This is a genomic window from Mameliella sp. AT18 (genome assembly GCF_028807275.1).
GTDB classification, from domain to species: Bacteria; Pseudomonadota; Alphaproteobacteria; order Rhodobacterales; family Rhodobacteraceae; genus Antarctobacter; species Antarctobacter albus.
Window position 1 is genome coordinate 1 of record NZ_JARAMO010000083.1, and the last position, 22,545, is coordinate 22,545.

Here is a 22,545-nt window from a genome sequence, read left to right on the forward strand (position 1 = left end):
AGCGTGGACTTGCCGCAGCCGGACGGCCCAACGAAAACGACGAATTCGCCGTCCGCGATGGTCAGGTCGATGCCCTTGATCACCTGCAGGTCGCCGTACCACTTCTCGACCTTGTCCAGAGTTATCGCCCCCATCACGCCCTCCTTGCGCTGTCCGACGCCCAGGCCAGCCAGATTGCAGCCGTCCAGGTGAAATTGCGCCCGCCCGCCGCTGCGCCGTCGCGCGGGTCGAAATACTCGGCAAAGCCGTTTTCCGCGATCATGTCGCGGGTGTTGACACGCAGCGCCTCGGCCCGGTCTTCATGGCCCGCCTCATGCAGGCCGGTGGCGATCAGCATGTTCATCATCGCCCAGACCGGCCCGCGCCAATAGCGTTTCGGCTCGTAGGATGGATGCGCCGGATCGGTGGAGGGGACGTAGTAGCGGGTCGCCCTGGTGATCCGATCGAAATGTCCCTGCATCCGATCCCCGCCCACCCCGGCGTACCATGCCAGGAAGGAGGCGTTCGAAACGACGCCCGTATGTTGCCCCGACCGGATGTCGAGACAGTCATAGGTGCCAAGTTCGGCATTCCAGAGCCGCTCGCTCCCGCCTTCCAACTCGGTGATCCAGTCATCGAGGTCATCCGTGGGCAGATCCATCCGGTCCGCCAGCACCCGCAGGTCTCGGGTGGATCTGAGCAGGGTAAAGGTCATCGTCGGGTCGGCCACACGAAACGGTGTGATCTCGCGCAGATGCGCCTCGTCCCAGCCGCATTCCGCCCCCAGCTTGACCAGGTAGAGATAGCGGTCATAGTCCCAGCGGCGCGGGCGCTCTTCCTCGACCACATGGGTGGTGTCCCGGCGATAGTAGTCCTCGATCCCCTCGGGCTCGATGGCGGCAAAGGGCCCGTCCCAGTCGGGACAGTTGTCGCGGCCCGTCTCCCAGGGATGGGTGACGACGATGGCGCCGCCCTCGTTGCGCCATGTCATGAACCAGCGGTGCCAGTCGATCAGTCCCGGCACCAATGCGCGGGCGCGATCCTCGAACGAGCCAACCATCTCCAGCAGCCAGCGGGCAAAGGTTGCGGCAATGGGCGGCTGAGAGATGCCGGAGGACGGGATCGGCCCCACCCCGCGCCAGATGTCCGGGCCGGGGAAGTAACTGGGGTCGACCTTGTGGAACAGGATATGCGGGACCATGCCGTTGGGCCACTGCCCGCTCATCAGCGTCTCGATCTCGGTCCAGGCCCGGTCCATGTCATGTTCCGCGAACCCGATGGCGGCAAAGACGCTGTCCCAGTTCCACTGGTAAGGATACAGCCCCGCGGTCGGCACGGTGTATCCACCCCGGTCATTCCCTTTCAGGATGGCGCGGGCCTCTGCGTCTCGTGTTGTCATCCCTTGACACTCCCGGCTGTCAGCCCCTTGGTCATGAACCGTTCCAGCCCCAGGAAAAGCGCCATGATCGGCACCGTCGCCACCACGGCCCCGGCCATCAGGTGCTGGCGCGGGATCTCGGAAGAGTTGAGCGAGGCGATGCCCCGGGTCAGCGTGAATTTCGACGGATCGTCCAGCAGCATGAAGGCCAGCAGGAATTCATTCCATGCGATCATGAAGACATAGAGCGACACGCTGGCCAACGCCGGCAGCGACAGCGGCAGCGTGATCTTCCAGATCACCGCGAGGCGCGACAGACCGTCCATCAGCCCCGCTTCCTCGACCTCCGCCGGCAGGCCCCGGAAATAGCCCTGCAGCATGTAGAGCGCGACGGGGATCGTTGTGACCGGGTAGATCAGGACGATCCCAAAAATCGTGTTGCGCAGCCCCGTCATCGAAAAGGCGATGTAGATCGGCAAGGCCAGAACGATCATCGGCACCATGTAGATCAACAGGATCGAGCGCGAAAATGCCGCCCGCCCCCGGAACCGCAGCCGCGCCACCGCGTAGGCGCCGGGGATTGAGAAGGCCAGCGTCAGCAGGACCGTCAGCACCGAGACATAGAAGGAGGTCCAGAGGTAGCTGCCGAAATTGAAGTCGGCGAAAAGCTCGACATAGCTGCGGAACAGGCCCCAGCCCTGCGACAGGTCGATGGTGAAATCCAGCGGATTCTGGATCAGTTCCGACTGGTTTTTCAGGCTCGTCATCACCATGACGTAAAACGGAATGGCGACGATGGCGGTGAAGAAGATGTAACCAAAGCCGGTCAGGAACCGGATCACCGCCTCTTCGAACTCGTGCCGGGTCAGCGCGCCCACGCCGGGCAGATGCCCCAGGATCACATGCAGCGACCAGCCGGTCGCCAGCCCCAGCGCCCCGCTGCCGACCAGTTTCCACAGCGTCGAGGCCGTCTCTCCCGACGCGACGGGGCCGATGCCGATCACCGCCAGCAGGACAAAGACCACCGCCGCCGCCAGCGACGCGATCCCCTTGCCCGGGCGCAGCGCAACAAGGCCCAGCCCCAGCGCCGCTCCCCAGAACAGGGACCACAGGCCCGCCGGCCGGAACGGATCGCCGGTGGCAAAGGACATCAGCACCGCCAGCGTCGTTGCCAGCACAAACAGCCAGAGCGCGCCCAGAACGGGGCCGGTGACATAGCCGAAACGAAGCGTGCTCATAGGCCTTCCTCCTGGCTGACATAGCGGAAGAAGAAGACCGAGAAGAGCACGAGACAGCAGAAGACAACCACCGCAACCGCCGCCCCGGCCCCGATGTTCGAGATGGCAAAGGCCTGTTCGTAGACATTTACCGTCAGGGTCCGCGTGCCCGCGTTGCCGCCGGTCAGCAGGAAGATGTCGTCGAACTTGTTGAAGGTCCAGATGAAGCGCAGCAGGAACAGCACGCTGAGAATGCCCAGCAGTTGCGGCAGGCTGAGATACCAGAACTTCTGGAAGGGCGACGCGCCGTCCATGTCGGCGGCCTCGTACATGTCGGTGTCGATCGACTGCATCCGGGCCAGGATGAACAGGAAGGACAGCGGGAAATAGCGCCAGATCTCGAAGACGGTGACCATGATCAGCGCCAGTGGCCTCTCGCCAAAGAAATTGATGCTGGACCTGGTCACGCCCATCTGGATCAGGAGCGCGTTGGCCGAGCCCGAGAAGGGATCGAACAGGATGATCCAGGCAAAGGCCACGGCGATCACCGGGGCGACATAGGGAAACAGGTACAGCCCGCGCAGGATGCCCTGGCCGCGAAACTCCTTGTTCAACAGCATGGCCGCGAAGAGACCGAAGATCAGCGCTCCCAGCGTACCGAAGACGGTGTAAAAGAGCGTCACCCCCAGCACGCCCCAGAACTCGTCCCCGCTGAAGATCCGGTCGAAGTTCTCCAGCGTGAAGTCGAAGTTCGTCAGGATGTTGTTGCTGCGCCCCGTCATGCGCGGATCGCTGCCCTCGGCGGCCTCTTCGGCGGCGTCCTCGTCCCCTTGCAAGGCCACGAAAATCTCGACCTCGTCGCGCCCGCCGCCGTCGAGGTCGCCCAGGTCGCAGGTGAAGTCGGCAGCGTCGAAGGTACAGCGCGGGTCGGCTGTCAGGACCGTCAGGCTCTCGGGCAGGCTGTCCGACAGGGTAACGCCCGTGATCGGCTCCGATTGCGAGGAATTGCGGACGCGGTATTGCAGGCGGAGATCGTCGCCCGATCCGCGCAGGCTTTCGCGGACTACCGGCGCCGGGGGGCGCAGGTCCGCCAGGCCGATGGGTTTGAAGCTGATCCAGAAGATCGCCAGCAGTGGCAGCACGACCACCGCCGAGACAATGGCCAGCGTGGGAAACAACAGCCCCCAGGCCAGCCGCGCCTCGCGTTTCAGCAGGGGGCCAGTGCCCCTTGGCGGCCCCGAGGCCGGTCCGGTGCTGTCGCTCATGTCGCGGTCCCCCCTTCCGGACGCGGACCAGGGGCCACGTCCGCGCGGGCGACCGGCGCAGGGCCGGTCGCCCGAAGGTCCGGCATCACTCGATGCCGGCCAGTTCCTCGTTCATCTTCTTGACCGCATCGGGACCGGAGATGTTGCCGTCGATGTATTCCCGCACGACACGGTTGATTGCCTGGCTGTTGATGATCTTGGAGGCCAGCGCCAGTTGCCCGTCCTTGACGCCCCAGCGCTGTGCCACGTCCAGCCCGCCGACGATCTCGTCGATCATCGAGGCCGCGTAGAGCTCACTCAGCGGTGCCTTGCGGTCAACGCCCACGTCCAGTTTGGACCAGGCATCGACAAAGGCGGTTGGGTCGTCCTGGGTGCCGCGCCGCACCGGAAACTTGCCCTCGGGCGCGATGGACAGCGTCTGGGTATAGCCGGTGTCCATCGAGTACTTGATGAACTCCTGCGCCTCGTCGAAATCCGCGTCGGCGGTGATGCCGAAATAGCGGATGTCGCCCCAGGCCGCGCCGTCGGGGTTGGACGGACCGGCGAAATTGGTCACGATCCCGGTCATCGAGGCCAGCGCCGCAGAGGTCGGGTCCTCGTTGATGGTCGGCGGGGCGCTGTCACGCAGGCCGGCCAGTTCGTCCAGGATGAAGGGCGACCAGATGATCATCGCCGCATCCCCCGCAAAGTAGAGGCTGCGCGACTGGTCCCAGTACAGCTCACCCTCGGGCGAGGCATCCGCCAGCACCTTGTAGAATTCCAGCACCTCGACCGTCTTCTTCTCGTCGAAGCCCATGAACCCGTCCGGCCCCACGGGTGTTGCGCCATTGGCAAGGAAGACATGTTCCAGAACCTGGCTCATGAAGTTCTCGTCAACCTTGGTGGCGGCGACGAAACCGAACATCTCGGGCGGGTTGTGCAGCGCCTCGATGGCGGCGGTGACGGCGGCAAAGGTGGTGGGCGGCTCCAGCCCGGCCTCGTCGAACAGGTCCTTGCGATAGACGATCATCTGCGTCCAGCCGTCCACCGGGACACTGGCCCAACCATCATCGGTCTTGGCCATGTCCAGCGCGCCGGGGGCAAAGGTGCCGGTGCCCAATTCGTCGATCACCTCGGTCGCCGCCTCGGCATCGAGGATGCCCGCCTCGACCCAGGGCAAGGCGTATTGCAACGTATGGTAGATCACATCCGGCAGATCGCCCGCGGCAAAGGCCGCCGTGGCGCGTGTGCCCAGGTCGGATTCGGAGACGGGGATCACCTCGACACCGATGCCCGTTTCAGCCTCGAAAGCCTCTGCCATTTCCTTCTGCTTGGCCAGTCGCTCTGGCTGTTCCTCGGTTGTCCAGAACCGGATATCGGCCGCCGCAGAGCCCGCGCCCAGCGCAAGACCAAGCGCCGCAGTCGTCAGAAGACGGGATAAAGTGTTTGGTGATTTGATGGGCATTTCGCACCTCCCAATGCGCTTTGATTCTTATCGGTCGTTTTCCATGACCTACCCCAGTTCTAGCGATTTTTCCACCGCGGCGTCGATTGCGCAGGCGGCACACCAGGCAGCAGCCCCTTAATATTGCTCGAAAATTAGGCGTTTCGACCGGACAAGGCAGATCATCCGCGCCCGATCACCACGCTCTGCGCCGCAGCATTTCACAGCAGCGAAAGGCTGGAATTTGCGCCTCTCCACCACCACCTCCGGGACCGTTTTTGGCAGGTTTCCCAAAGCGCTTGCAGCCCCCGTCCCCTCTCCCCCTGGCACGGGACCGCCGTCATGCTGCAACCGCCCGGTGGCCGCCTCTCCTTGCGTATTCCGGTCCGCGTATTACTCTGCCCGCCAAGGAGGCCAGAATGACACCCTCGCCCGCAGACGATCCGATGCATTCCCTCAGCGAAGACACCTGGCGGGACGTCATCGCCGCGATGGACCGCACCTATTCGGAACTCGTCGACTACCAGGAGTTGCTGGAAAAGCAGAACCGCGAGCTGGACGAGATGCGCCAGTTCATGGCTTCGGTGCTGTCGTCGATGTCGGACCTGCTGATCGTCGTGGACAAGAACCGCATCATCGAACGCACCGGCGGCGCCATCGACCAGATCCTGGGCGCCACCGTGGCCCGCAGCGGAACGCCCCTCGGCGCCTTGCTGGAGGATGGCGACAGCGACAACCTGCTGGCCGCGGTCGACAAGGTCATGCTGGGCCGAGAACCCACCACGGTCGAGGCCCGCTTCCTGACCGGGGACGGCCCCACGCCCCTGGAAATCAGCGTCAGCCCCCGGCTCGATCAGCGCGGGCGCAGCCGCGGCGTTGTCCTGGTGGGGCGGCCGCTGGGCGAGTTGCGCAATGCCTACATGGAACTGGAAGCCAGCCACGAGGCATTGCAACAGGCGCAGACACAGCTTGTCCGCAACGAAAAGCTGGCCTCTCTGGGTCGCCTCGTTGCCGGGGTAGCGCATGAGCTGAACAACCCGATCAGCTTTGTCTATGCCAACACCCACGGGCTGGAGAAATACACCAAGCGGTTCGAGACTTATTTCGAGGCGGTCCAGGCCGGCAAGAGCCGCCCCGAGCTGGTTGCTCTGCGCGACGAACTGAAACTTGAAAAGACCGTGCGCAACCTGCGCACCGCGATCGACGGCGCCAAGGACGGGGCCGAACGGGTCCGCGACATCGTCGACGACCTGCGCCGGCTCAGCGCCGATGGCACCGGCGAGCGGTCGGCCTTCGACATGATGGCCACCACCCGGATCGCCGCCGACTGGGTCGTGCGCACCTCGCGGACTGCCGTCCAGATCACCTTTGCGGACGATGCGACACGCCTGGCCTGGGGCAATCCCGGCCACGTCCAGCAGATCGTCATGAACCTGGTGCAAAACGCCATCGACGCCATGTCGGAAACCGGCACGCCGACACTGCACTTGCATGTCCTTGACCGGGACGAACAGGTGCTGTTGCGCGTGACCGACAATGGACCGGGCATCCCCGAGGCGATTGCCGGGTCGATCTTTGATCCGTTCTTCACCACCAAGCAGGTCGGCAAGGGCACCGGGCTGGGCCTGTCCATCTCGCACAAGATCGCCGAAGAACATGGCGGGGCGCTGACGCTGGCCTATTCCGGCGCCGAGGGCAGCTGCTTTGAACTGGCCCTGCCGACAGAGGGACACGCATGAACATTTTGTGGCTGCAATCCGCAGGCTGCGGCGGCTGTACCATGTCGCTGCTCTGCGCGGAGTCCCCCGGTGTACTGGACCTTCTGGGCGACGCCGGGCTGTCCTTCCTCTGGCATCCGGCACTGTCCGAACAGACCGGTGCCGAGGTGCGCGCCCTGCTGGCCGGGATCGAGGACGGCAGCCAGACGCTGGACATCTTCTGTGTCGAGGGGTCGATCCTGACCGGCCCCAAGGGCACGGGCCGGTTCCAGATGCTGTCTGGCACCGGGCGGTCGATGCTGGATTGGGTCAGATCGCTGGCGCCGCTGGCCGAACAGGTCGTCGCGGTGGGCACCTGCGCGACCTATGGCGGCATGACCTCGGCCGGCGGCAATCCCGCCGGCGCCATCGGCCTGCAATATGACGGCAGCTATCCCGGCGGCGCCCTGCCCGCCGAATTCCGCGCCCGCTCGGGAATGCCGGTCATCAACGTCGCGGGCTGCCCGACGCATCCCGACTGGGTGACGGAAACCCTGCTGCTGATCGCGGGCGGAGAGATGAACAAGGCGGCGCTGGACGAGCTGGGGCGGCCGCTGTTCTACGCGGAACACCTCGTCCACCACGCCTGCCCGAAAAACGAGTTCTACGAGTACAAGGCCAGCGCAGAGAAACCCGGCCAGCTGGGCTGCATGATGGAACACATGGGCTGTGTCGGCACGCAGGCGGTCGGAGACTGCAACATCCGCGGCTGGAACGGAGGCAGCTGCTGCACCCGCGCCGGTTACGCCTGCATCAACTGCACGGCCCCCGAGTTCGAGGAGCCCAACCACCCCTTCACCGAAACGCCCAAGTTCGCGGGCATCCCCGTCGGCCTGCCCTCGGACATGCCAAAGGCCTGGTTCATGGCGCTGGCCTCGCTGTCAAAAGCGGCGACGCCCAAGCGACTGGCCGAAAACGCCGTGGCCGACCGGATCGAGGTGCCGCCCACCCTGCGGACGGGGCGCAAATGACAGAGCGTTCGCTGCTGGTCGGACCCTTCAACCGGGTCGAGGGCGACCTTGAAATCCGGCTCAAGGTCAAGGACGGACGCGTGGCGCAGGCCTTTGCCAATTCGCCCATGTTCCGTGGGTTCGAGATCATGATGCTCGGCAAATCGCCGATGGACGCGCTGACGATCACGCCGCGCATCTGCGGGATCTGCTCGATCAGCCAGTCCGCCGCCGCCTCGGCCGCGCTGGGGTCGCTGGCCGGTTTGCCACCGGCGCCACAGGGGGCACTGGCCGCGGCGATCATGCACGGGGTCGAGAACCTCTGCGATCACCTGACCCATTTCAACCTTTTCTTTTGCGCCGATTTCGCCCGCGCCGCCTATGCCGGACGGCCCTGGCATGACCGCGCCGTGGCGCGCTTTACCGCGATGGACGGCTCTGCCGTGCGCGCCAGTGTCGAGGCCCGCGCCCAGATCCTGCACATCGTCGGGCTGCTGGGGGGCAAGTGGCCGCACACGCTGGCCATCCAGCCCGGCGGCGTGACCCGCGCGCCCACGGCCCGTGACCGCATCCGCATGACCAGCATCCTGGCCGCCTTTCGCCGCTACCTGGAAAGCACGCTGTTCGGCGCCCCGGTCGAGGAATTCGCCGAACTGTCTACCGCCCAAGCCCTGACCGGCTGGACCCGGGGCGATGCCGGTCTGTTCATGGAAATCGCCGAGGACCTTGACCTGGCCGACATGGGGCACGGGTCGGGGCGCTTCCTGTCCTTCGGGGCCTATCCCCTGCCAGACGGCCCAGCCCTTGCCGCCGGGACCTGGGACAATGGCACGCTTGGGCCGGTCGACACGACGGAGATCCGCGAGGATCTCAGCCACGCCTGGATGCTGGGCGAGGCGCGCCACCCGACCGAGGGCCAAACCGACCCCGACGAAGACATGCAGTCCCCGGCCTACAGCTGGTGCAAGGCGCCGCGCCTTGCCGGCCGCACGGTCGAGACCGGCGCGCTGGCCCGGCAGGTCATCGACGGCCACCCGGCCGCACGGAATCTGGTGGCCAGCGGCACCAATGTCCGGGCGCGCGTCGCCGGGCGCCTGCTGGAAATCGCGCGCACGCAGATCCTGCTGGAAACATGGGTCGCAGCGTTAAAGACCGACGCCCCATTCATCACCGATGTCGCCTTGCCGGATGCAGGCAGCGGAGAGGGGCTGGTCGAGGCGGCCCGGGGCGCGCTTGGACACTGGATCAAGGTCGAAAAGGGGCGGATCTCCGGTTACCAGATCGTCGCACCGACGACGTGGAACTTCAGCCCCCGCGACGCCAGCGGCACCCCCGGCCCGGTCGAGGCCGCGCTGGAGGGCGCGCCGGTCGGCCCCGGCGAGGAAACGCCGCTGTCGGTGCAGCACATCGTTCGCAGCTTCGACCCCTGCATGGTCTGCACGGTCCATTGAGCGGCGCCCTGCGCATCCGGGTACGCGGCCAGGTGCAGGGCGTGGGCTTCCGCCCCTTTGTCTGGCAACTGGCGCATCGGCTGAACATCCGGGGCGAGGTGCTGAACGACCCCGAGGGGGTCCTGATCCATGCCCAAGGCGCGCGGATCGCCGACTTTGTCGCCGCGATCACCGCCGAGGCCCCGCCGCTGGCCCGGGTCGATGCGGTGGAAACCGGCCCCTTCGCCTTCGACACAGCGCCCTGCGATTTCGCGATCGCCGCCAGCCGGGGCAGCGGCGCAGAGACCCGGGTCACCCCGGATGCCGCGACCTGCCCCGATTGCCTGGCTGACATCCGGGGCGATGATCCGCGCCGCCGGGGCTATGCCTTTACCAATTGCACACATTGTGGCCCGCGGTTCACGATCCTGAAGGGCCTGCCTTATGACCGGGCACGCACGACGATGGCCGGCTTCGAGATGTGTCCCGACTGTGCTGCCGAATACGCCGACCCCGGCGACCGCCGCTTTCACGCGCAACCCGTGGCTTGCGCCCTCTGCGGTCCGCACCTGGGGTTCGAGGATGCCAACGGCGCACATCCGGACGCGATCGCGGCGGCGGCCCGCGCCCTGCTGGACGGGGCGATCCTGGCGGTCAAGGGCTTGGGCGGGTTTCACCTGTGCTGCGACGCCACCAATGCCCAGGCCATCGACCGGTTGCGCCGCCGCAAGTATCGCCCGTCCAAGCCGCTGGCCCTGATGGGCCGATGGCAGGAGATCGACCGGCACGCCCGGCCAGACACCGAGGAACGCGCCGCGCTGGCCTCTGCCGCCGCGCCCATCGTCCTCTTGGCAAAGGGCGATCCGCTGCCCGAGGCCCTTGCGCCCGGCCAGAACCACCTTGGCTGGATGCTGCCCTATACCCCACTGCACCATCTCCTGCTGGATACGGTCGCCCGGCCTCTTGTCATGACCTCGGGCAACCTGTCCGGTGAGCCGCAGGTGATCGGCAACGCCGAGGCCCGGGACAAGCTGGGCGGGATCGCAGACGCAATCCTGGACCACGACCGCGACATCGCCCGCAGGCTGGACGACAGCGTGATGCGGCTGACGCCCGAGGGACCGATGATCCTGCGCCGGGCGCGGGGAATGGTGCCGGACACCCTGCCCCTGCCCGATGGGTTCGGCGATGCGCCGCAGGTCGTGGCCTATGGCGGCCAGATGAAGGCCGCGCTCTGCCTGCTCAAGAACGGGCAGGCCCTTCTGGGACACCACCTGGGGGAGCTGGACGAGGCCCTGACGCTGGAAGCCTTCCTGCAGGCCGATGCGGATTACGCGGCTCTGTTCGACCATCGTCCAGATGTCGTGGCCGTCGACCTGCACCCGGATTTCCAGGCCACGCGCCACGGCGAGGCCCGCGCACGCGACGAGGGGCTGGCGCTGGAGTCGGTCCAGCACCATCACGCCCACCTCGCCGCCTGCATGGCCGAGAACGGGCACGCCCTGAACGGTGGCAAGGTCGCCGGCATCGTGCTGGATGGTCTGGGCCTTGGCCCGGATGGCACAGTCTGGGGTGGAGAGCTGCTGCTTGGGGACTACACCGGCTTTGACCGCCGCGCCTGGCTGACACCGGCACCGTTGATCGGCGGCGACCGCGCACAGGCAGAGCCCTGGCGCAACGCGCTGATGCGACTGGACCAGGCGGGGCTGTCGGACTGGGCGGACCAGTTGTTCGCGGACAAACCGCTGGAGATTGCCCGGATGGCCGCCAGCAAGGGGTTGAATGCGCCGCAAAGCTCCAGCGCCGGGCGGCTGTTCGATGCCGTGGCCGCGGTTCTGGGCATCTGCCCGGACGGCCAAAGCTACGAGGGCGAGGCGGCCATGCGCATGGAGGCGCTGGCCTCGGAGACTGTGTTCGCGCCGGTCCCTCTGGAACATGGTGCCGCGGGGATCGACCCCGCCCCGCTGTTCCACCGCCTGCGCGCCGACCTGGCCCGGAGCACCAGCGCGGGCGACTGCGCCACGCTGTTCCACCTCAGCCTCGCCCATGCCTTTGCCAAGGAGGCCCGCGCTCTGGTCGATGCCGGAGAGGCGGAGCGCGTCGCGCTCAGCGGCGGATGCTTTCAGAATGCGCGCCTGCTGCGCGACACGCTGGACGCGCTGGGGCTGGACCGGAGCCGCGTCTACCTGCACCACCGGACACCGGCCAATGACGGCGGGCTGGCCCTGGGCCAGGCGGTGATTGCCGCCGCGCGCCACCTGCACCGCCGGTAAGCCCCGTGCCACCCGGCGCCCCGCGCCGGTAAACCCCTATCCGCCCGGCATCCTTCGGCATACCGAAAAATGCCGCCTAACCCGCTGTCCAGAAATCATTAATCGCGTACTCCGCGATCCGGTGCTTTTTTGCAGCCTTTGCCCCCGCCCCTGCGCGATCAAGAGGATGGAGACATCCCGGCGGCGGCCCCGCCATCCGGGTCAATGGCGGAGGAGACAGACTTGGCCGAGATAGAAACTTTTTACGACGTGATGCGCCGGCAGGGGATCACCCGCCGCAGTTTCATGAAATATTGCGCGCTGACGGCAAGCGCCCTGGGCCTTGGGCCCGCCTTCGTGCCGAAGATCGCCAACGCGATGGAAACCAAGCCCCGCACGCCCGTCATCTGGGTGCACGGGCTGGAATGCACCTGCTGTTCCGAAAGCTTCATCCGCTCGGCCCACCCGCTGGCCAAGGACGTGGTCCTGTCGATGATCAGCCTCGACTACGACGACACGCTGATGGCCGCCGCAGGTCACGCGGCTGAGGCCGCGATGAAGGACACGATCGAGAAGTACAAGGGCAACTACATCCTCGCGGTGGAGGGCAACCCGCCCCTGAACGAAGACGGGATGTTCTGTATCTCGGGTGGCAAACCCTTTGTCGAGAAACTGAAATACGCCGCCAAGGACGCCAAGGCGATCATCAGCTGGGGCGCCTGCGCCTCTTACGGCTGCGTACAGGCGGCCAAGCCCAACCCGACGCAGGCAACACCCGTCCACAAGGTCATCACCGACAAGCCGATCATCAAGGTGCCGGGCTGCCCGCCCATCGCCGAGGTCATGACCGGCGTCATCACCTACATGCTCACCTTTGACCGCCTGCCCGAGCTGGACCGGCAGGGGCGGCCGGCGATGTTCTACGGCCAGCGCATCCACGACAAATGCTATCGCCGGCCACATTTCGACGCCGGGCAATTCGTCGAGGAATGGGACGACGAAGGCGCGCGCAAGGGCTATTGCCTCTACAAGATGGGCTGCAAGGGCCCGACCACCTACAACGCCTGTTCCACCGTACGCTGGAACGAAGGCGTGAGCTTCCCGATCCAGTCCGGCCACGGCTGCATCGGCTGTTCCGAGGACGGCTTCTGGGACCAGGGCACCTTCTACGACCGGGTGACCGACCTGACCCAGTTTGGCGTCGAAAAGAACGCCGACCAGATCGGCCTTGCCGCGGCGGGCGTCGTCGGCGGCGGCATCGCCCTGCACGCCGCCGTATCCGCGCTGAAGTCCGCGCAGAGCAAGGCCCAGAAATCCCCCAGCAAAACCAACGAGGAGGCCTGACGCATGGTCGTGCAGACACCCAACGGCTTCAGCCTTGACGACAGCGGCCAGCGCATCGTGGTCGACCCCGTCACCCGCATCGAGGGCCACATGCGCTGCGAGGTCAACGTCGACGACGAGGGCATCATCCGCAACGCCGTTTCCACCGGCACCATGTGGCGCGGCCTCGAGGTTATCCTCAAGGGGCGTGACCCGCGCGACGCCTGGGCCTTTACCGAACGCATCTGCGGCGTCTGCACCGGCACCCATGCGCTGACCTCGGTGCGCGCGGTGGAGGATGCGCTGGGGATCACCATCCCCGACAACGCCAATTCCATCCGCAACATGATGCAGCTGAACCTGCAAATTCACGACCACGTCGTGCATTTCTATCACCTGCACGCCCTGGACTGGGTCAACCCGGTGAACGCATTGCGCGCCGACCCCAAGGCCACGTCCGAGCTGCAGCAGGCGGTTTCTCCGTCGCACCCGCTCTCCTCGCCGGGGTATTTTCGCGACGTGCAGAACCGCCTGAAGCAATTCGTCGAAAGCGGCCAGCTGGGCCTGTTCAAGAACGGCTACTGGGACAACCCCGCCTACCTGCTGCCGCCAGAGGCGGATTTGATGGCCACCACCCACTACCTGGAGGCGCTGGACCTGCAAAAGGAGATCGTGAAGGTCCACACGATCTTTGGCGGCAAGAACCCGCATCCGAACTGGCTGGTGGGCGGCGTGCCCTGCCCGATCAACGTGCATTCCACGGGTGCTGTGGGCGCGATCAACATGGAGCGGCTGAATCTTGTCAGCTCGATCATCGACAAGTGCATCGAGTTCAACAAGAACGTCTACCTGCCCGATGTCGTGGCCATCGGCGGCTTCTACAAGAACTGGCTTTATGGTGGCGGGCTGTCCTCGCAGGCCTGCCTCGCCTACGGCGACATTCCCGAACATCCCAACGATTTCTCGCCCGACCAACTGCACCTGCCGCGCGGCGCGATCATCGGCGGCGACCTGTCGACCGTGCATGACGTCGACCCGCGCGACCCCGAGCAGATCCAGGAATACGTCGATCATTCGTGGTACGATTACGGCGAGGCGGGCAAGGGGCTGCACCCCTGGGACGGCGTCACAGAGGCCAAGTTCGAGCTGGGACCAAAACTGAAAGGCACCCGCACCAACATCGAGCAGATCGACGAAGGCGCGAAATACAGCTGGATCAAGGCCCCCCGCTGGAAGGGGCACGCGATGGAGGTGGGCCCGCTGGCGCGTTACGTCGTCGGCTATGCCAAGGGCCACGAAGAGATCACGGACCAGGTCAACGGGTTGCTAAGAACGATGGACCTGCCGGTCGAGGCGCTTTTCTCGACCCTGGGCCGCACGGCGGCGCGGGCGTTGGAATCCGAATACTGCGGACGGCTGCAAAAGTACTTTTTCGACAAGCTGGTGACCAACATCAAGAACGGCGACGAAAGCACCGCTAACGTGGCCAAGTGGGACCCGTCTACCTGGCCGAAAGAGGCCAAGGGCGTGGGCATGACAGAGGCCCCGCGCGGCGCTCTTGGCCACTGGATCCGGATCAAGGACGGCCGCATCGAGAACTATCAATGCGTGGTGCCCACCACCTGGAACGGCTCTCCGCGCGATAGCAAGGGCAACATCGGCGCCTTCGAGGCCAGCCTGATGAACACCAGGATGGAACGCCCCGAAGAGCCGGTCGAGATCCTGCGCACCCTGCACAGTTTCGACCCCTGCCTGGCCTGTTCCACGCATGTCATGTCCGAAGACGGTGACGAGCTGACCACCGTCAAGGTTCGCTGAAGGAAGGAAAGACCCATGAAACGACTAGTGACCCTGCTGACCCTCCTTCCCGGTGCCGCGCTGGCCCACGGTGGCCATGCCCCGGTGCCGGAGGCAGCACACGGCATGACCCATACCGCGCCCCTGCTGGGCGGTGCGCTGATCGTGGCCGCGCTGGCCTTGCTGATCCACAAGCGGTGGGCGTCATGAATTTCGAGGCCGCGCAAAGGCCGGACCCGGCCGTCCCCCTGACGGGGGACGCGACCGAGGCGGATCTGGCCACGATCACGCGCAATACCTCGGTCTATGTCTACGAGGCGCCTGTGCGGCTCTGGCACTGGATCAACGCGGCGGCGATCCTCGTGCTCTGCGTCACCGGCTACCTGATCGGCTCGCCCCTGCCCAGTGTCGACATGGGCGAGGCCACGCACCAGTTCCTGTTCGGTTACATCCGTTTTGCCCATTTCGCGGCGGCGATGATCATGACCGTCGGGTTCTTCGGGCGCATCTACTGGGCCTTCGTCGGCAACTCGCATTCGCGGCAACTGTTTCGCCTGCCGATCTGGAACCGCCGCTGGTGGTCAGAGGTGGTGGACGAAGCGAAGTGGTACGCCTTTCTCAAGAAGCGGCCCAAGAAATACGTCGGGCACAACCCGCTGGCCCAGATCGCCATGTTCTTCTTCATGACGCTTGGCATGAGCTTCATGATCCTGACAGGCTTTGCGATCTATGCCGAGGCCGAGGGCTACGGCAGCCTTCTGGACCAGGTTTTCGGCCCCCTGCGCGACCTCGTAGGCGGCAGCCACGTCATGCACCAGCTGCACCACCTGGGCATGTGGGCCATCGTCGTCTTCGTCATGATCCACATCTATGCCGCCATCCGCGAGGACATCATGTCCCGGCAGTCGATGGTCTCGACCATCATCTCGGGGACGCGCACCTTCAAGGACGACGATCCGACCTGATCCCGGCAGATCGTCAATTCCTGGAAAGCGGGCGCCCTGCGCCCGCTTTTTTGATGGACAAACTAAAACCATTATCGCGAAAATACGGAAAGTTACTTTCCACCATTGCTGCACCCAGTATTTCAAGAACACATAAAACCTCTTGTTTTCATGGGGGTTATAAAATGCACTGAAGTTCATCTTTTTTACAGACCGGCAGTCAGATGGTAAGCTACCCTGCACCAAAGCCCCGGATGGAAAGCTGACTGGCATCCGGGTGAGGGAGGGACAGATGGCATCGAACGTGCTGGTCATGGGCATCGGAAACGTGCTCTGGGCGGACGAGGGGTTTGGCGTGCGCTGCGTCGAGCACCTGGCGCAGAACTGGGCGCTGCCCGCGGACATCACCCTGTTGGACGGCGGCACGCAGGGGCTCTACCTGCTGCCGTTCCTCGAACAGGCGGACACGCTGATCGTCTTCGACGCGGTGGATTATGGCCTCGCGCCCGGCACGATCAAGATCGTCGAGGGCGACGCGGTGCCGAGGTTCATGGGCGCCAAGAAGATGTCCCTGCACCAGACCGGCTTTCAGGACGTGATCGCGACCGCGCAACTGATGGGCTACTGCCCACCGTCGCTCTTGCTGATCGGCTGCCAGCCCGAGGAGCTTGAGGACTACGGCGGCGGGCTGCGCCCTGTCGTGGCGGCCCGGATCGAGCCGGCGGTATCGGTTGCACTGGACCGGCTGGCCGACATGGGGATCACGGTTTTGCCGGGCCGGACCCACAGCAACCTGCTGGCCGACCCCTCGATCATGCAGGACGCCTATGAGGCCGGCCGCCCGACCGAGGAAGAGGCCTGCCGCATCGGCGACAACCGTTTCTTTCAGGCTGCGGACTGATCCCATGTGCGTCGGCCTCCCCCTTTGCATCCGTTCTGTCGACGGCATCGCCGCCACGGCCACCAACGGCGAAGAGTCGGAACTGATCGACCTGTCGCTGACACCAGAGGCGGGCCCCGGCGACTGGGTGCTGACCTTTCTGGGCGCCGCGCGCGAAGTCATTTCCCCCGATGAGGCACAAAAGATCACCGCCGCGCTGGACGGTCTGCGCGCGGTCATGCAGGGCGGCGGCCCCGGCGAGGCCTTTGCCGATCTCGAGGCCGCAGGCCCGCAGCTTCCCCCCCACCTTCAGGCCGCGCTGGACGCGGGCCGCACCACCGGTTGAGGACCCAAGATGACCCATCCCCTTGTCACCCGCCTGACCGAGGAATTCGGCTATCCCGCCCTGACGACAGAGGCCGAGATCGCGGCCTTCACCGAAGCGCCCGGCACGCATGTGATCTTTGTCCCCGGCGACGCACGCCGCAACCTTGAAACCCCCGACGTGGCCGTGGTGCTGCCCGAGTTGCGCCAGGCCTTCCAGGGCCGGTTCGATTGCGCTGTGGCCGCCGACAGCATCGAAACCGGCCTGCGCGAATCCACTGGCGTGCTGAAAACCCCCAGCCTGATCTTCTTCCGCGACGGGCAGGTTCTGGGCGGCATTCCCAAGGTGCGCGACTGGTCGGATTACGTCGACCGGATCACGCAACTGCTCGCGCAGCCCCTTGCCGCCGAATAAGGACCGACCCGATGACCAATCCCTTCATGATGCCGCCCACCGGCTTCGGCCCCGGATCGCAGCCCCTGGACAGCCAGGACGAGGCGCTAGAATACATGCCTTTGCCGCAGGACATGCGCACCTATTCCCCCCGCATCCCCGAGGTCGAGGCGTTGGGAGCGGCCAATCTTTCCCCGGCGCTGGATCTCTTGCATGATGTGGCCGAGGCTGCCGCGCGGATCGGCGGCGACGGCGGCAACGCCCGTTTCGACCTTGCCCCGCTGGACGAGGCGAACCGCGCCCTGATCGCCGAGACCCTGGGCAGCGGCGAGGTCGCCGCCAAGGTCCGCGATATTCCCGCCATCGCGGTGCAGGAAAGCGTCTTTGCCGGGATCTGGACCCTGAAAAGCGCCAAGGCCCATGTGATCGAGGTCGCCGCGATTCCCGCCTGCGTGACCGAAACGCCCTTTGCCCCGCACCGCGCCGCGACAGGTGGCGCCGAGCCGTTGTCCCCCGGGGTGGTCAACGCCCCGCCCCTGCTGGTCGAACTGACGGACAAGTCCGCCGCCTTTGACGCCGCGGCGCCCCTGCATGTCATCAATCTCACCCTCCTGCCCCATACCGAGGAAGACCTGGCCTGGCTGGACCGGGCCCTGGGCGAAGGCGCGGTCACGATCCTGTCGCGCGGCTATGGCAACTGCCGTGTCACCGCCACCGCCCTGCCCCATGTCTGGCGGGTACAGTTCTTCAACTCGCAGGACGCGCTGATCCTGGACACCTTCGAGGTCACGACCGTGCCCGAGGTCGCCTGCGCCGCGCCCGAGGACCTGACCGACAGCGCCGACCGCCTGTTCAAGGTGCTGGAGGTGATCCGATGAATGGCGGGTTCGAGGGCAGTTTCCTGGGCGCAAACGACAAGATCAGCCCGCTGGCGATCATGGAATGCAAGATCTGCTGGACGCCCTACCACCCGGCCGAAGGCGACGATTTCCGCCAGGTCGACCCCGGCACCGCCTTTTCCGACCTGCCAGAGGATTGGTCCTGCCCCAATTGCAGCGCCCCCAAGTCGCAGTTCATGGTGCTGGAGGACCCCGGCGCGCAATCCGTGGCCGAGGCCGCGAAACTGGACGAGTTGACAGCGCGACTGGTGGCCGAGTTCCGCGAAATCTGGCACGCCAAGATGCGCGATGTGCCGATGGTCAACAAGTTGCTCAGCGTCGAGGCGGTCGGCTTTCGCATGATCGACGGGCGCCCCTTGGGGGTGCTGATCTCGCCCTGGTTCATGAACCTGGTGCAACTGCCCGGAGAGGGCGAGGACTGGTCCGGATTGACAGCAGGCGCCAAGGAGCTGATCGCCTTCCCGTCGGGCGAGTACGAGTTCATCCACAATACCCGCGACATGATCGGCGGCTACAAGGCCTGTTCGCTGTTCTCGCCGATGGGGGATTTCTCATCGCAGATGCAGGCGCAAGAGGTCGCCCGGGCGGTCATGGTCGCCCTCTTCGACGAGGGGAACCGGGCCGAAACCGATCGCGCCGCCGACATTCGTGCGGCCCGCGAGACCGAACTGGCGCCCCCGGCCGAGGCCGAGGACACCGACAGCGCCCTTTCGGATGCTCCGACGCGCCGCGCGGTGATTTCCGCCGGCATGGCCGGGTCCGACTGACCCCGTGCTGGCCGGGGCCGCATATCCCGCGCTGCGCGCCGTCACGGTGCCCGGTCTGCCCGTTGCCCGCCTGGTCATCGGCAAACCGGCGGCTGAGGCGGCAGAACTGTTGCCACGCCTGTTCAACCTGTGCCGCGTGGCACAGGGCGTCGCGGCCCGGGCCGCCTTTGGCCTGCCCCTGCCTACCGGCTGGCAAGACGACCTGCGCGCAGAGATCCTGCGCGAACACGTTGCGAAACTCTGTCTCCGGTGGCCCGCGCTGGTTTCGCTCCCGCCGCTTGCGCTGCCGCGCGACTGGCAGGCGGGCAATGCCGAGACACGGCGCGTGATCTTCGGTCCCGCCGGACAGATGCCCGAAACGCCGGAACAGTTCCGCGCCTTTCTGGAGGCGGAACAGGGCTGCGCGCGCCTGCTGCGCGCGATCAGCCGCCTCTTTGCCCCGTTCGAGGCCTGCCGGACCGCCCTGCCCGCTCCGGGTGTCGGTGGGTTCTTCGGCCCTCGCGTGACCGAGAATTCCACTGCGACCCGGCAGGCGGCGCACCCCGTGCTGCAAGACATCGAAACGCGATGGGGGCGCGGGCCGCTCTGGTCGGCAACCGCTCTGGCCTGTGACCTGCAGGCGGTGCTGGACGGCAGGCTGCCTGCCGCCGTCATTTCACGGGGCTGCGCTGTCGTGCCCGCCGCGCGCGGGCTCTACGGGATCACGGCTTCGGTCGAACACGGGCGCGTCACGGCCTTCGCACGGCAGACACCGACGGATCATCTGCTGGCCCCGGGTGGCGCCCTCGAGCAATCGCTTGCATCCTTGCGCCCGGCCCGGGCACAGGCCCTGGGACCGCTGGTTCTGTCCTTGCTTGACCCCTGCAGCCCGGTCAGGCTGGAACCCTTCGCACCGATGGAGGCTGACCATGCATGAAATGTCGCTTTGCGAGGGCATCCGCCGGGTGATCGAGGACCAGGCCCGCAAACATGACGTGACGCGCATCAGGCGCGTGCGGGTCGAGATCGGGCGTTTTGCCGGGGTCGAGACCGACGCGCTGCACTTTGCCTTTGACGTGGTGATGCGCGGATCCGTGGCCGAGGGCGCCGAACTGGTGACGCTGGAACTGCCCGGACGGGCGATGTGCTACGACTGCATGAAAGAGGTGGAAATCTTGGACCGCCTCGACCCATGCCCCACCTGCGGCGGCGGCAAGCTGATGCCGCAGGGCGGGGACGAAATGAGAATCAAGGACCTGGAGGTGGCCTGAGATGTGTACGGTATGCGGATGCGGAGACGGCGAAACGAAGGTGCATGGCCACGGTCATTCACATGATCATGACCACGGGCATGGACACCACCACCATCATGACGATCACCACCACTACGGCCAGGGTCCCGCAGGCACCGAGGTGCCCGGCATGTCGCAGGACCGGCTGATCGAGATCGAGACCGGCATCCTGGCCAAGAACGACCAATACGCCCAGGCCAACCGCGCGCGCCTGGCGGCACGGGGCATCCTGGCGGTGAACCTTGTCTCCTCTCCCGGATCCGGCAAGACGACCCTGCTGTGCAAGACGATCGAGTCCCTGGGCGATCAGCCGCTGGGCGTGATCGAAGGCGACCAGCAGACCCAGAACGACGCCGACCGCATCCGCGCCACCGGCGCCCGCGCCGTGCAGGTGAACACCGGCAAGGGCTGTCACCTCGACGGGCACATGGTCGGCCACGCGATGGATCACCTGGACCTTGCCCCCGGCAGCCTGCTGTTTATCGAGAACGTCGGCAACCTGGTCTGTCCCGCCGCCTTCGACCTGGGCGAGGACGGCAAGGTCGCCATCCTCTCTGTGACAGAGGGCGAGGACAAGCCGCTGAAATACCCCGACATGTTCACCGCCGCGCGGCTTGCGATCCTCAACAAGATCGACCTGGCGCCGCATTGCGACGTGGATCTCGACCTCTATGAGGCCAACCTGCGCCGCGTGAACCCCGGGATCGAGATCCTGCGCCTTTCGGCCCGCACCGGCGAGGGCATGGCAGACTGGATCGACTGGCTGCGCACCCACCTGGCCGACAAGTCCGCCCCAGAGGCGGCGGAATGACCGCCCTTCCCACCCTTCTGCTGGTCGACGACGAGGAGCATTCCCTGGCCGCCATGCGCATGGCGCTGGAGGATGACTTTGACTGCCTGACCGCGCCGGGCGCCGAGGACGCGATGCGCCTGATGGAGGAGAACTTTGTCCAGGCGATCTTTTGCGACCAGCGGATGCCGGGCAAGACCGGGGTGGAGTTCCTGTCCGAGGTGCGCGAACGCTGGCCGGAAACGGTGCGGATCATCATCACCGGCTATACCGAGACCAACGACATGATCGCCGCCATCAACGAGGCCGGCATCTACCAGTTCCTGACAAAGCCCTGGCACCCCGACCAGCTGGTCATGGCGGCCAAGAACGCCGCGCAACTGTTCCAGCTCAGCCGCGATCACGACCGGCTTTCGCTGGAAATGCGGTTCATGGGCAAGACCGCCGAAAACAAGCTGGAGGCCCGCCGCCGTACCCTGCGCGAGGGCTTTGGCTTTGAGCGGGTATTGCGGGCCCCCAATTCGCCGATGAACGCCACGGTCGAGCTGGCCCGGCAGGTGGCCAGTTTCGACGTGCCGGTGCTGATCACCGGCGAGGCGGGCACCGGCAAGGACGTGATGGCGCGCGCGATGCACTATGCCTCGCTGCGGTCGGACCAGTCCTTTTACGAGCTCAACTGCGCCGGCCTGCCGGACGAGGTGCTGATGGCCGAACTGCTGGGCGCCAAGAAAGGTGCCCTTGGCGGCGCCCCCAGCAACCGTATCGGCCTGTTGCAAAAGGCCTCGCGCGGGACGCTGTTCCTGAACGGGGTCGACACGCTCAGCCCGCAGATGCAGCTGATCCTGCTGCGCATTGCCACCGAGGGCAGTTTCGAACCGCTGGGCGGAACAGAGACCCTGACCACCAACACGCGCCTGATGGCAGGCAGCCACAGCGACCTGGCCCCGGCGCTGGCCTCTGGCCGGTTCCGCAAGGACCTGTTCTATGCCCTGTCCACCACCGAGCTTTCCCTGCCGCCCTTGCGCGCGCGCATCGACGACCTGGACATCCTGACCCGGCATATCCTGGGCGACCTGGCCGCCCAGCACAGCAAGCCCGTCGAGGGGCTGACCAACCTGGCGCTGGAATTCCTGGGCAACTACGACTGGCCCGGCAACCTGCCGGAACTGAGCAACGAGCTGACGCGGATGCTGATCCTCAGCCAGGAACCACGCCTTGGGCCGGAACTGATCTCGCGCCACATCCTGCAGGCCGATCCGTCGGTTTCCGGCCGCCCCGACCCGTTCGAGGCCGGGCTTCTGGCCTCCGAGGGTACGCTCAAGGACCGGATCGAGGCGATGGAGGCCCGCATCCTGCGCGAGACGCTGACCCGCATGAAATGGAACAAGAGCCGCGCCGCCGAGGAGCTGGGCCTCAGCCGCGTCGGCCTGCGCTCGAAACTCGATCGCTACGGCGTGCAGCAACCGGGCAAGTTCGACCCGGCCGAAGAGGAGGAGGACTGAGCC

General features: G+C 66.0%; 22 protein-coding genes. 17 read left to right on the forward strand and 5 right to left on the reverse strand.

Annotation, left to right across the window (positions count from 1 at the left end):
* The 5 genes from PVW46_RS11300 to PVW46_RS11320 form a co-directional block, all read right to left on the reverse strand.
* Nucleotides 1-134: ATP-binding cassette domain-containing protein (locus PVW46_RS11300; protein WP_274576008.1), on the reverse strand; the 134-nt coding region annotated here is incomplete at its 3' end.
* Nucleotides 134-1,378, reverse strand: a complete 1,245-nt coding sequence (locus tag PVW46_RS11305) for an MGH1-like glycoside hydrolase domain-containing protein (protein ID WP_274575968.1) — start codon at nucleotides 1,376-1,378, stop codon at nucleotides 134-136. The genes PVW46_RS11305 and PVW46_RS11300, both read right to left, overlap by 1 nt.
* Complete coding sequence (locus PVW46_RS11310) at nucleotides 1,375-2,595, reverse strand: carbohydrate ABC transporter permease (protein ID WP_069209656.1); 1,221 nt, start codon at nucleotides 2,593-2,595, stop codon at nucleotides 1,375-1,377. The genes PVW46_RS11305 and PVW46_RS11310 overlap by 4 nt, the downstream gene beginning before the upstream one ends.
* A complete protein-coding gene (locus PVW46_RS11315; protein ID WP_069209655.1) occupies nucleotides 2,592-3,839 on the reverse strand; it encodes a carbohydrate ABC transporter permease in 1,248 nt (415 codons plus the stop codon). Before PVW46_RS11315 ends, PVW46_RS11310 begins: the two co-directional genes overlap by 4 nt.
* An 85-nt stretch (nucleotides 3,840-3,924) precedes the next feature.
* The gene (locus PVW46_RS11320; protein ID WP_069209654.1) at nucleotides 3,925-5,283 is read right to left on the reverse strand and encodes an ABC transporter substrate-binding protein; all 1,359 of its coding nucleotides are present in this window, start codon (nucleotides 5,281-5,283) and stop codon (nucleotides 3,925-3,927) included.
* Nucleotides 5,284-5,681: 398 nt separating this feature from the next.
* Between PVW46_RS11320 and PVW46_RS11325 the strand changes: the two genes are divergently transcribed.
* The 17 genes from PVW46_RS11325 (at nucleotide 5,682) to PVW46_RS11405 (ending at nucleotide 22,542) form a co-directional block, all read left to right on the forward strand.
* The gene (locus tag PVW46_RS11325; protein ID WP_069209653.1) at nucleotides 5,682-7,001 is read left to right on the forward strand and encodes a sensor histidine kinase; all 1,320 of its coding nucleotides are present in this window, start codon (nucleotides 5,682-5,684) and stop codon (nucleotides 6,999-7,001) included.
* Nucleotides 6,998-7,990: an NADH-quinone oxidoreductase subunit B family protein gene (locus tag PVW46_RS11330; protein ID WP_069209652.1), complete on the forward strand. Its 993-nt coding sequence runs from the start codon at nucleotides 6,998-7,000 to the stop codon at nucleotides 7,988-7,990. The genes PVW46_RS11325 and PVW46_RS11330 overlap by 4 nt, the downstream gene beginning before the upstream one ends.
* Nucleotides 7,987-9,420 (forward strand): nickel-dependent hydrogenase large subunit, encoded by a 1,434-nt coding sequence (locus PVW46_RS11335; protein ID WP_069209651.1) that lies wholly within the window; start codon nucleotides 7,987-7,989, stop codon nucleotides 9,418-9,420. Before PVW46_RS11330 ends, PVW46_RS11335 begins: the two co-directional genes overlap by 4 nt.
* Nucleotides 9,417-11,672, forward strand: a complete 2,256-nt coding sequence (gene hypF / locus PVW46_RS11340; protein WP_069209650.1) for a carbamoyltransferase HypF — start codon at nucleotides 9,417-9,419, stop codon at nucleotides 11,670-11,672. Before PVW46_RS11335 ends, hypF begins: the two co-directional genes overlap by 4 nt.
* 222 nt (nucleotides 11,673-11,894) lie before the next feature.
* Nucleotides 11,895-12,995, forward strand: a complete 1,101-nt coding sequence (locus tag PVW46_RS11345) for a hydrogenase small subunit (protein WP_069209676.1) — start codon at nucleotides 11,895-11,897, stop codon at nucleotides 12,993-12,995.
* A gap of 3 nt (nucleotides 12,996-12,998) precedes the next feature.
* Complete coding sequence (locus tag PVW46_RS11350) at nucleotides 12,999-14,792, forward strand: nickel-dependent hydrogenase large subunit (protein ID WP_043145622.1); 1,794 nt, start codon at nucleotides 12,999-13,001, stop codon at nucleotides 14,790-14,792.
* Between the two features lie 15 nt (nucleotides 14,793-14,807).
* Nucleotides 14,808-14,981, forward strand: coding sequence for a hypothetical protein (locus tag PVW46_RS11355; protein ID WP_274575969.1), 174 nt, complete (start codon nucleotides 14,808-14,810; stop codon nucleotides 14,979-14,981).
* On the forward strand, nucleotides 14,978-15,736 hold the full coding sequence (gene cybH, locus PVW46_RS11360) for a Ni/Fe-hydrogenase, b-type cytochrome subunit (protein ID WP_069209649.1): 759 nt from the start codon (nucleotides 14,978-14,980) through the stop codon (nucleotides 15,734-15,736). Before PVW46_RS11355 ends, cybH begins: the two co-directional genes overlap by 4 nt.
* 271 nt (nucleotides 15,737-16,007) lie before the next feature.
* Nucleotides 16,008-16,616, forward strand: coding sequence for a HyaD/HybD family hydrogenase maturation endopeptidase (locus tag PVW46_RS11365; protein ID WP_069209648.1), 609 nt, complete (start codon nucleotides 16,008-16,010; stop codon nucleotides 16,614-16,616).
* Nucleotides 16,617-16,620: 4 nt separating this feature from the next.
* On the forward strand, nucleotides 16,621-16,941 hold the full coding sequence (locus PVW46_RS11370) for a HypC/HybG/HupF family hydrogenase formation chaperone (protein ID WP_069209647.1): 321 nt from the start codon (nucleotides 16,621-16,623) through the stop codon (nucleotides 16,939-16,941).
* Between the two features lie 9 nt (nucleotides 16,942-16,950).
* Nucleotides 16,951-17,334, forward strand: a complete 384-nt coding sequence (locus PVW46_RS11375) for a thioredoxin domain-containing protein (protein ID WP_069209646.1) — start codon at nucleotides 16,951-16,953, stop codon at nucleotides 17,332-17,334.
* An 11-nt stretch (nucleotides 17,335-17,345) separates the two neighbouring features.
* Nucleotides 17,346-18,191: a hydrogenase expression/formation protein gene (locus PVW46_RS11380; RefSeq protein WP_069209645.1), complete on the forward strand. Its 846-nt coding sequence runs from the start codon at nucleotides 17,346-17,348 to the stop codon at nucleotides 18,189-18,191.
* The gene (locus PVW46_RS11385) at nucleotides 18,188-18,979 is read left to right on the forward strand and encodes a [NiFe]-hydrogenase assembly chaperone HybE (protein WP_069209644.1); all 792 of its coding nucleotides are present in this window, start codon (nucleotides 18,188-18,190) and stop codon (nucleotides 18,977-18,979) included. Before PVW46_RS11380 ends, PVW46_RS11385 begins: the two co-directional genes overlap by 4 nt.
* 4 nt (nucleotides 18,980-18,983) lie before the next feature.
* Nucleotides 18,984-19,895: a hypothetical protein gene (locus PVW46_RS11390; protein WP_069209643.1), complete on the forward strand. Its 912-nt coding sequence runs from the start codon at nucleotides 18,984-18,986 to the stop codon at nucleotides 19,893-19,895.
* Nucleotides 19,888-20,229 carry a hydrogenase maturation nickel metallochaperone HypA gene (hypA, locus tag PVW46_RS11395; RefSeq protein WP_069209642.1) on the forward strand — a complete coding sequence of 114 codons (342 nt, stop codon included), beginning with the start codon at nucleotides 19,888-19,890 and terminating at the stop codon, nucleotides 20,227-20,229. Before PVW46_RS11390 ends, hypA begins: the two co-directional genes overlap by 8 nt.
* A gap of 1 nt (nucleotide 20,230) precedes the next feature.
* Entirely contained in the window at nucleotides 20,231-21,061 is an 831-nt protein-coding gene (gene hypB, locus PVW46_RS11400) for a hydrogenase nickel incorporation protein HypB (RefSeq protein WP_069209641.1), read from the forward strand.
* The gene (locus PVW46_RS11405; RefSeq protein ID WP_069209640.1) at nucleotides 21,058-22,542 is read left to right on the forward strand and encodes a sigma-54-dependent transcriptional regulator; all 1,485 of its coding nucleotides are present in this window, start codon (nucleotides 21,058-21,060) and stop codon (nucleotides 22,540-22,542) included. Before hypB ends, PVW46_RS11405 begins: the two co-directional genes overlap by 4 nt.
* Nucleotides 22,543-22,545: the final 3 nt, after the last annotated feature.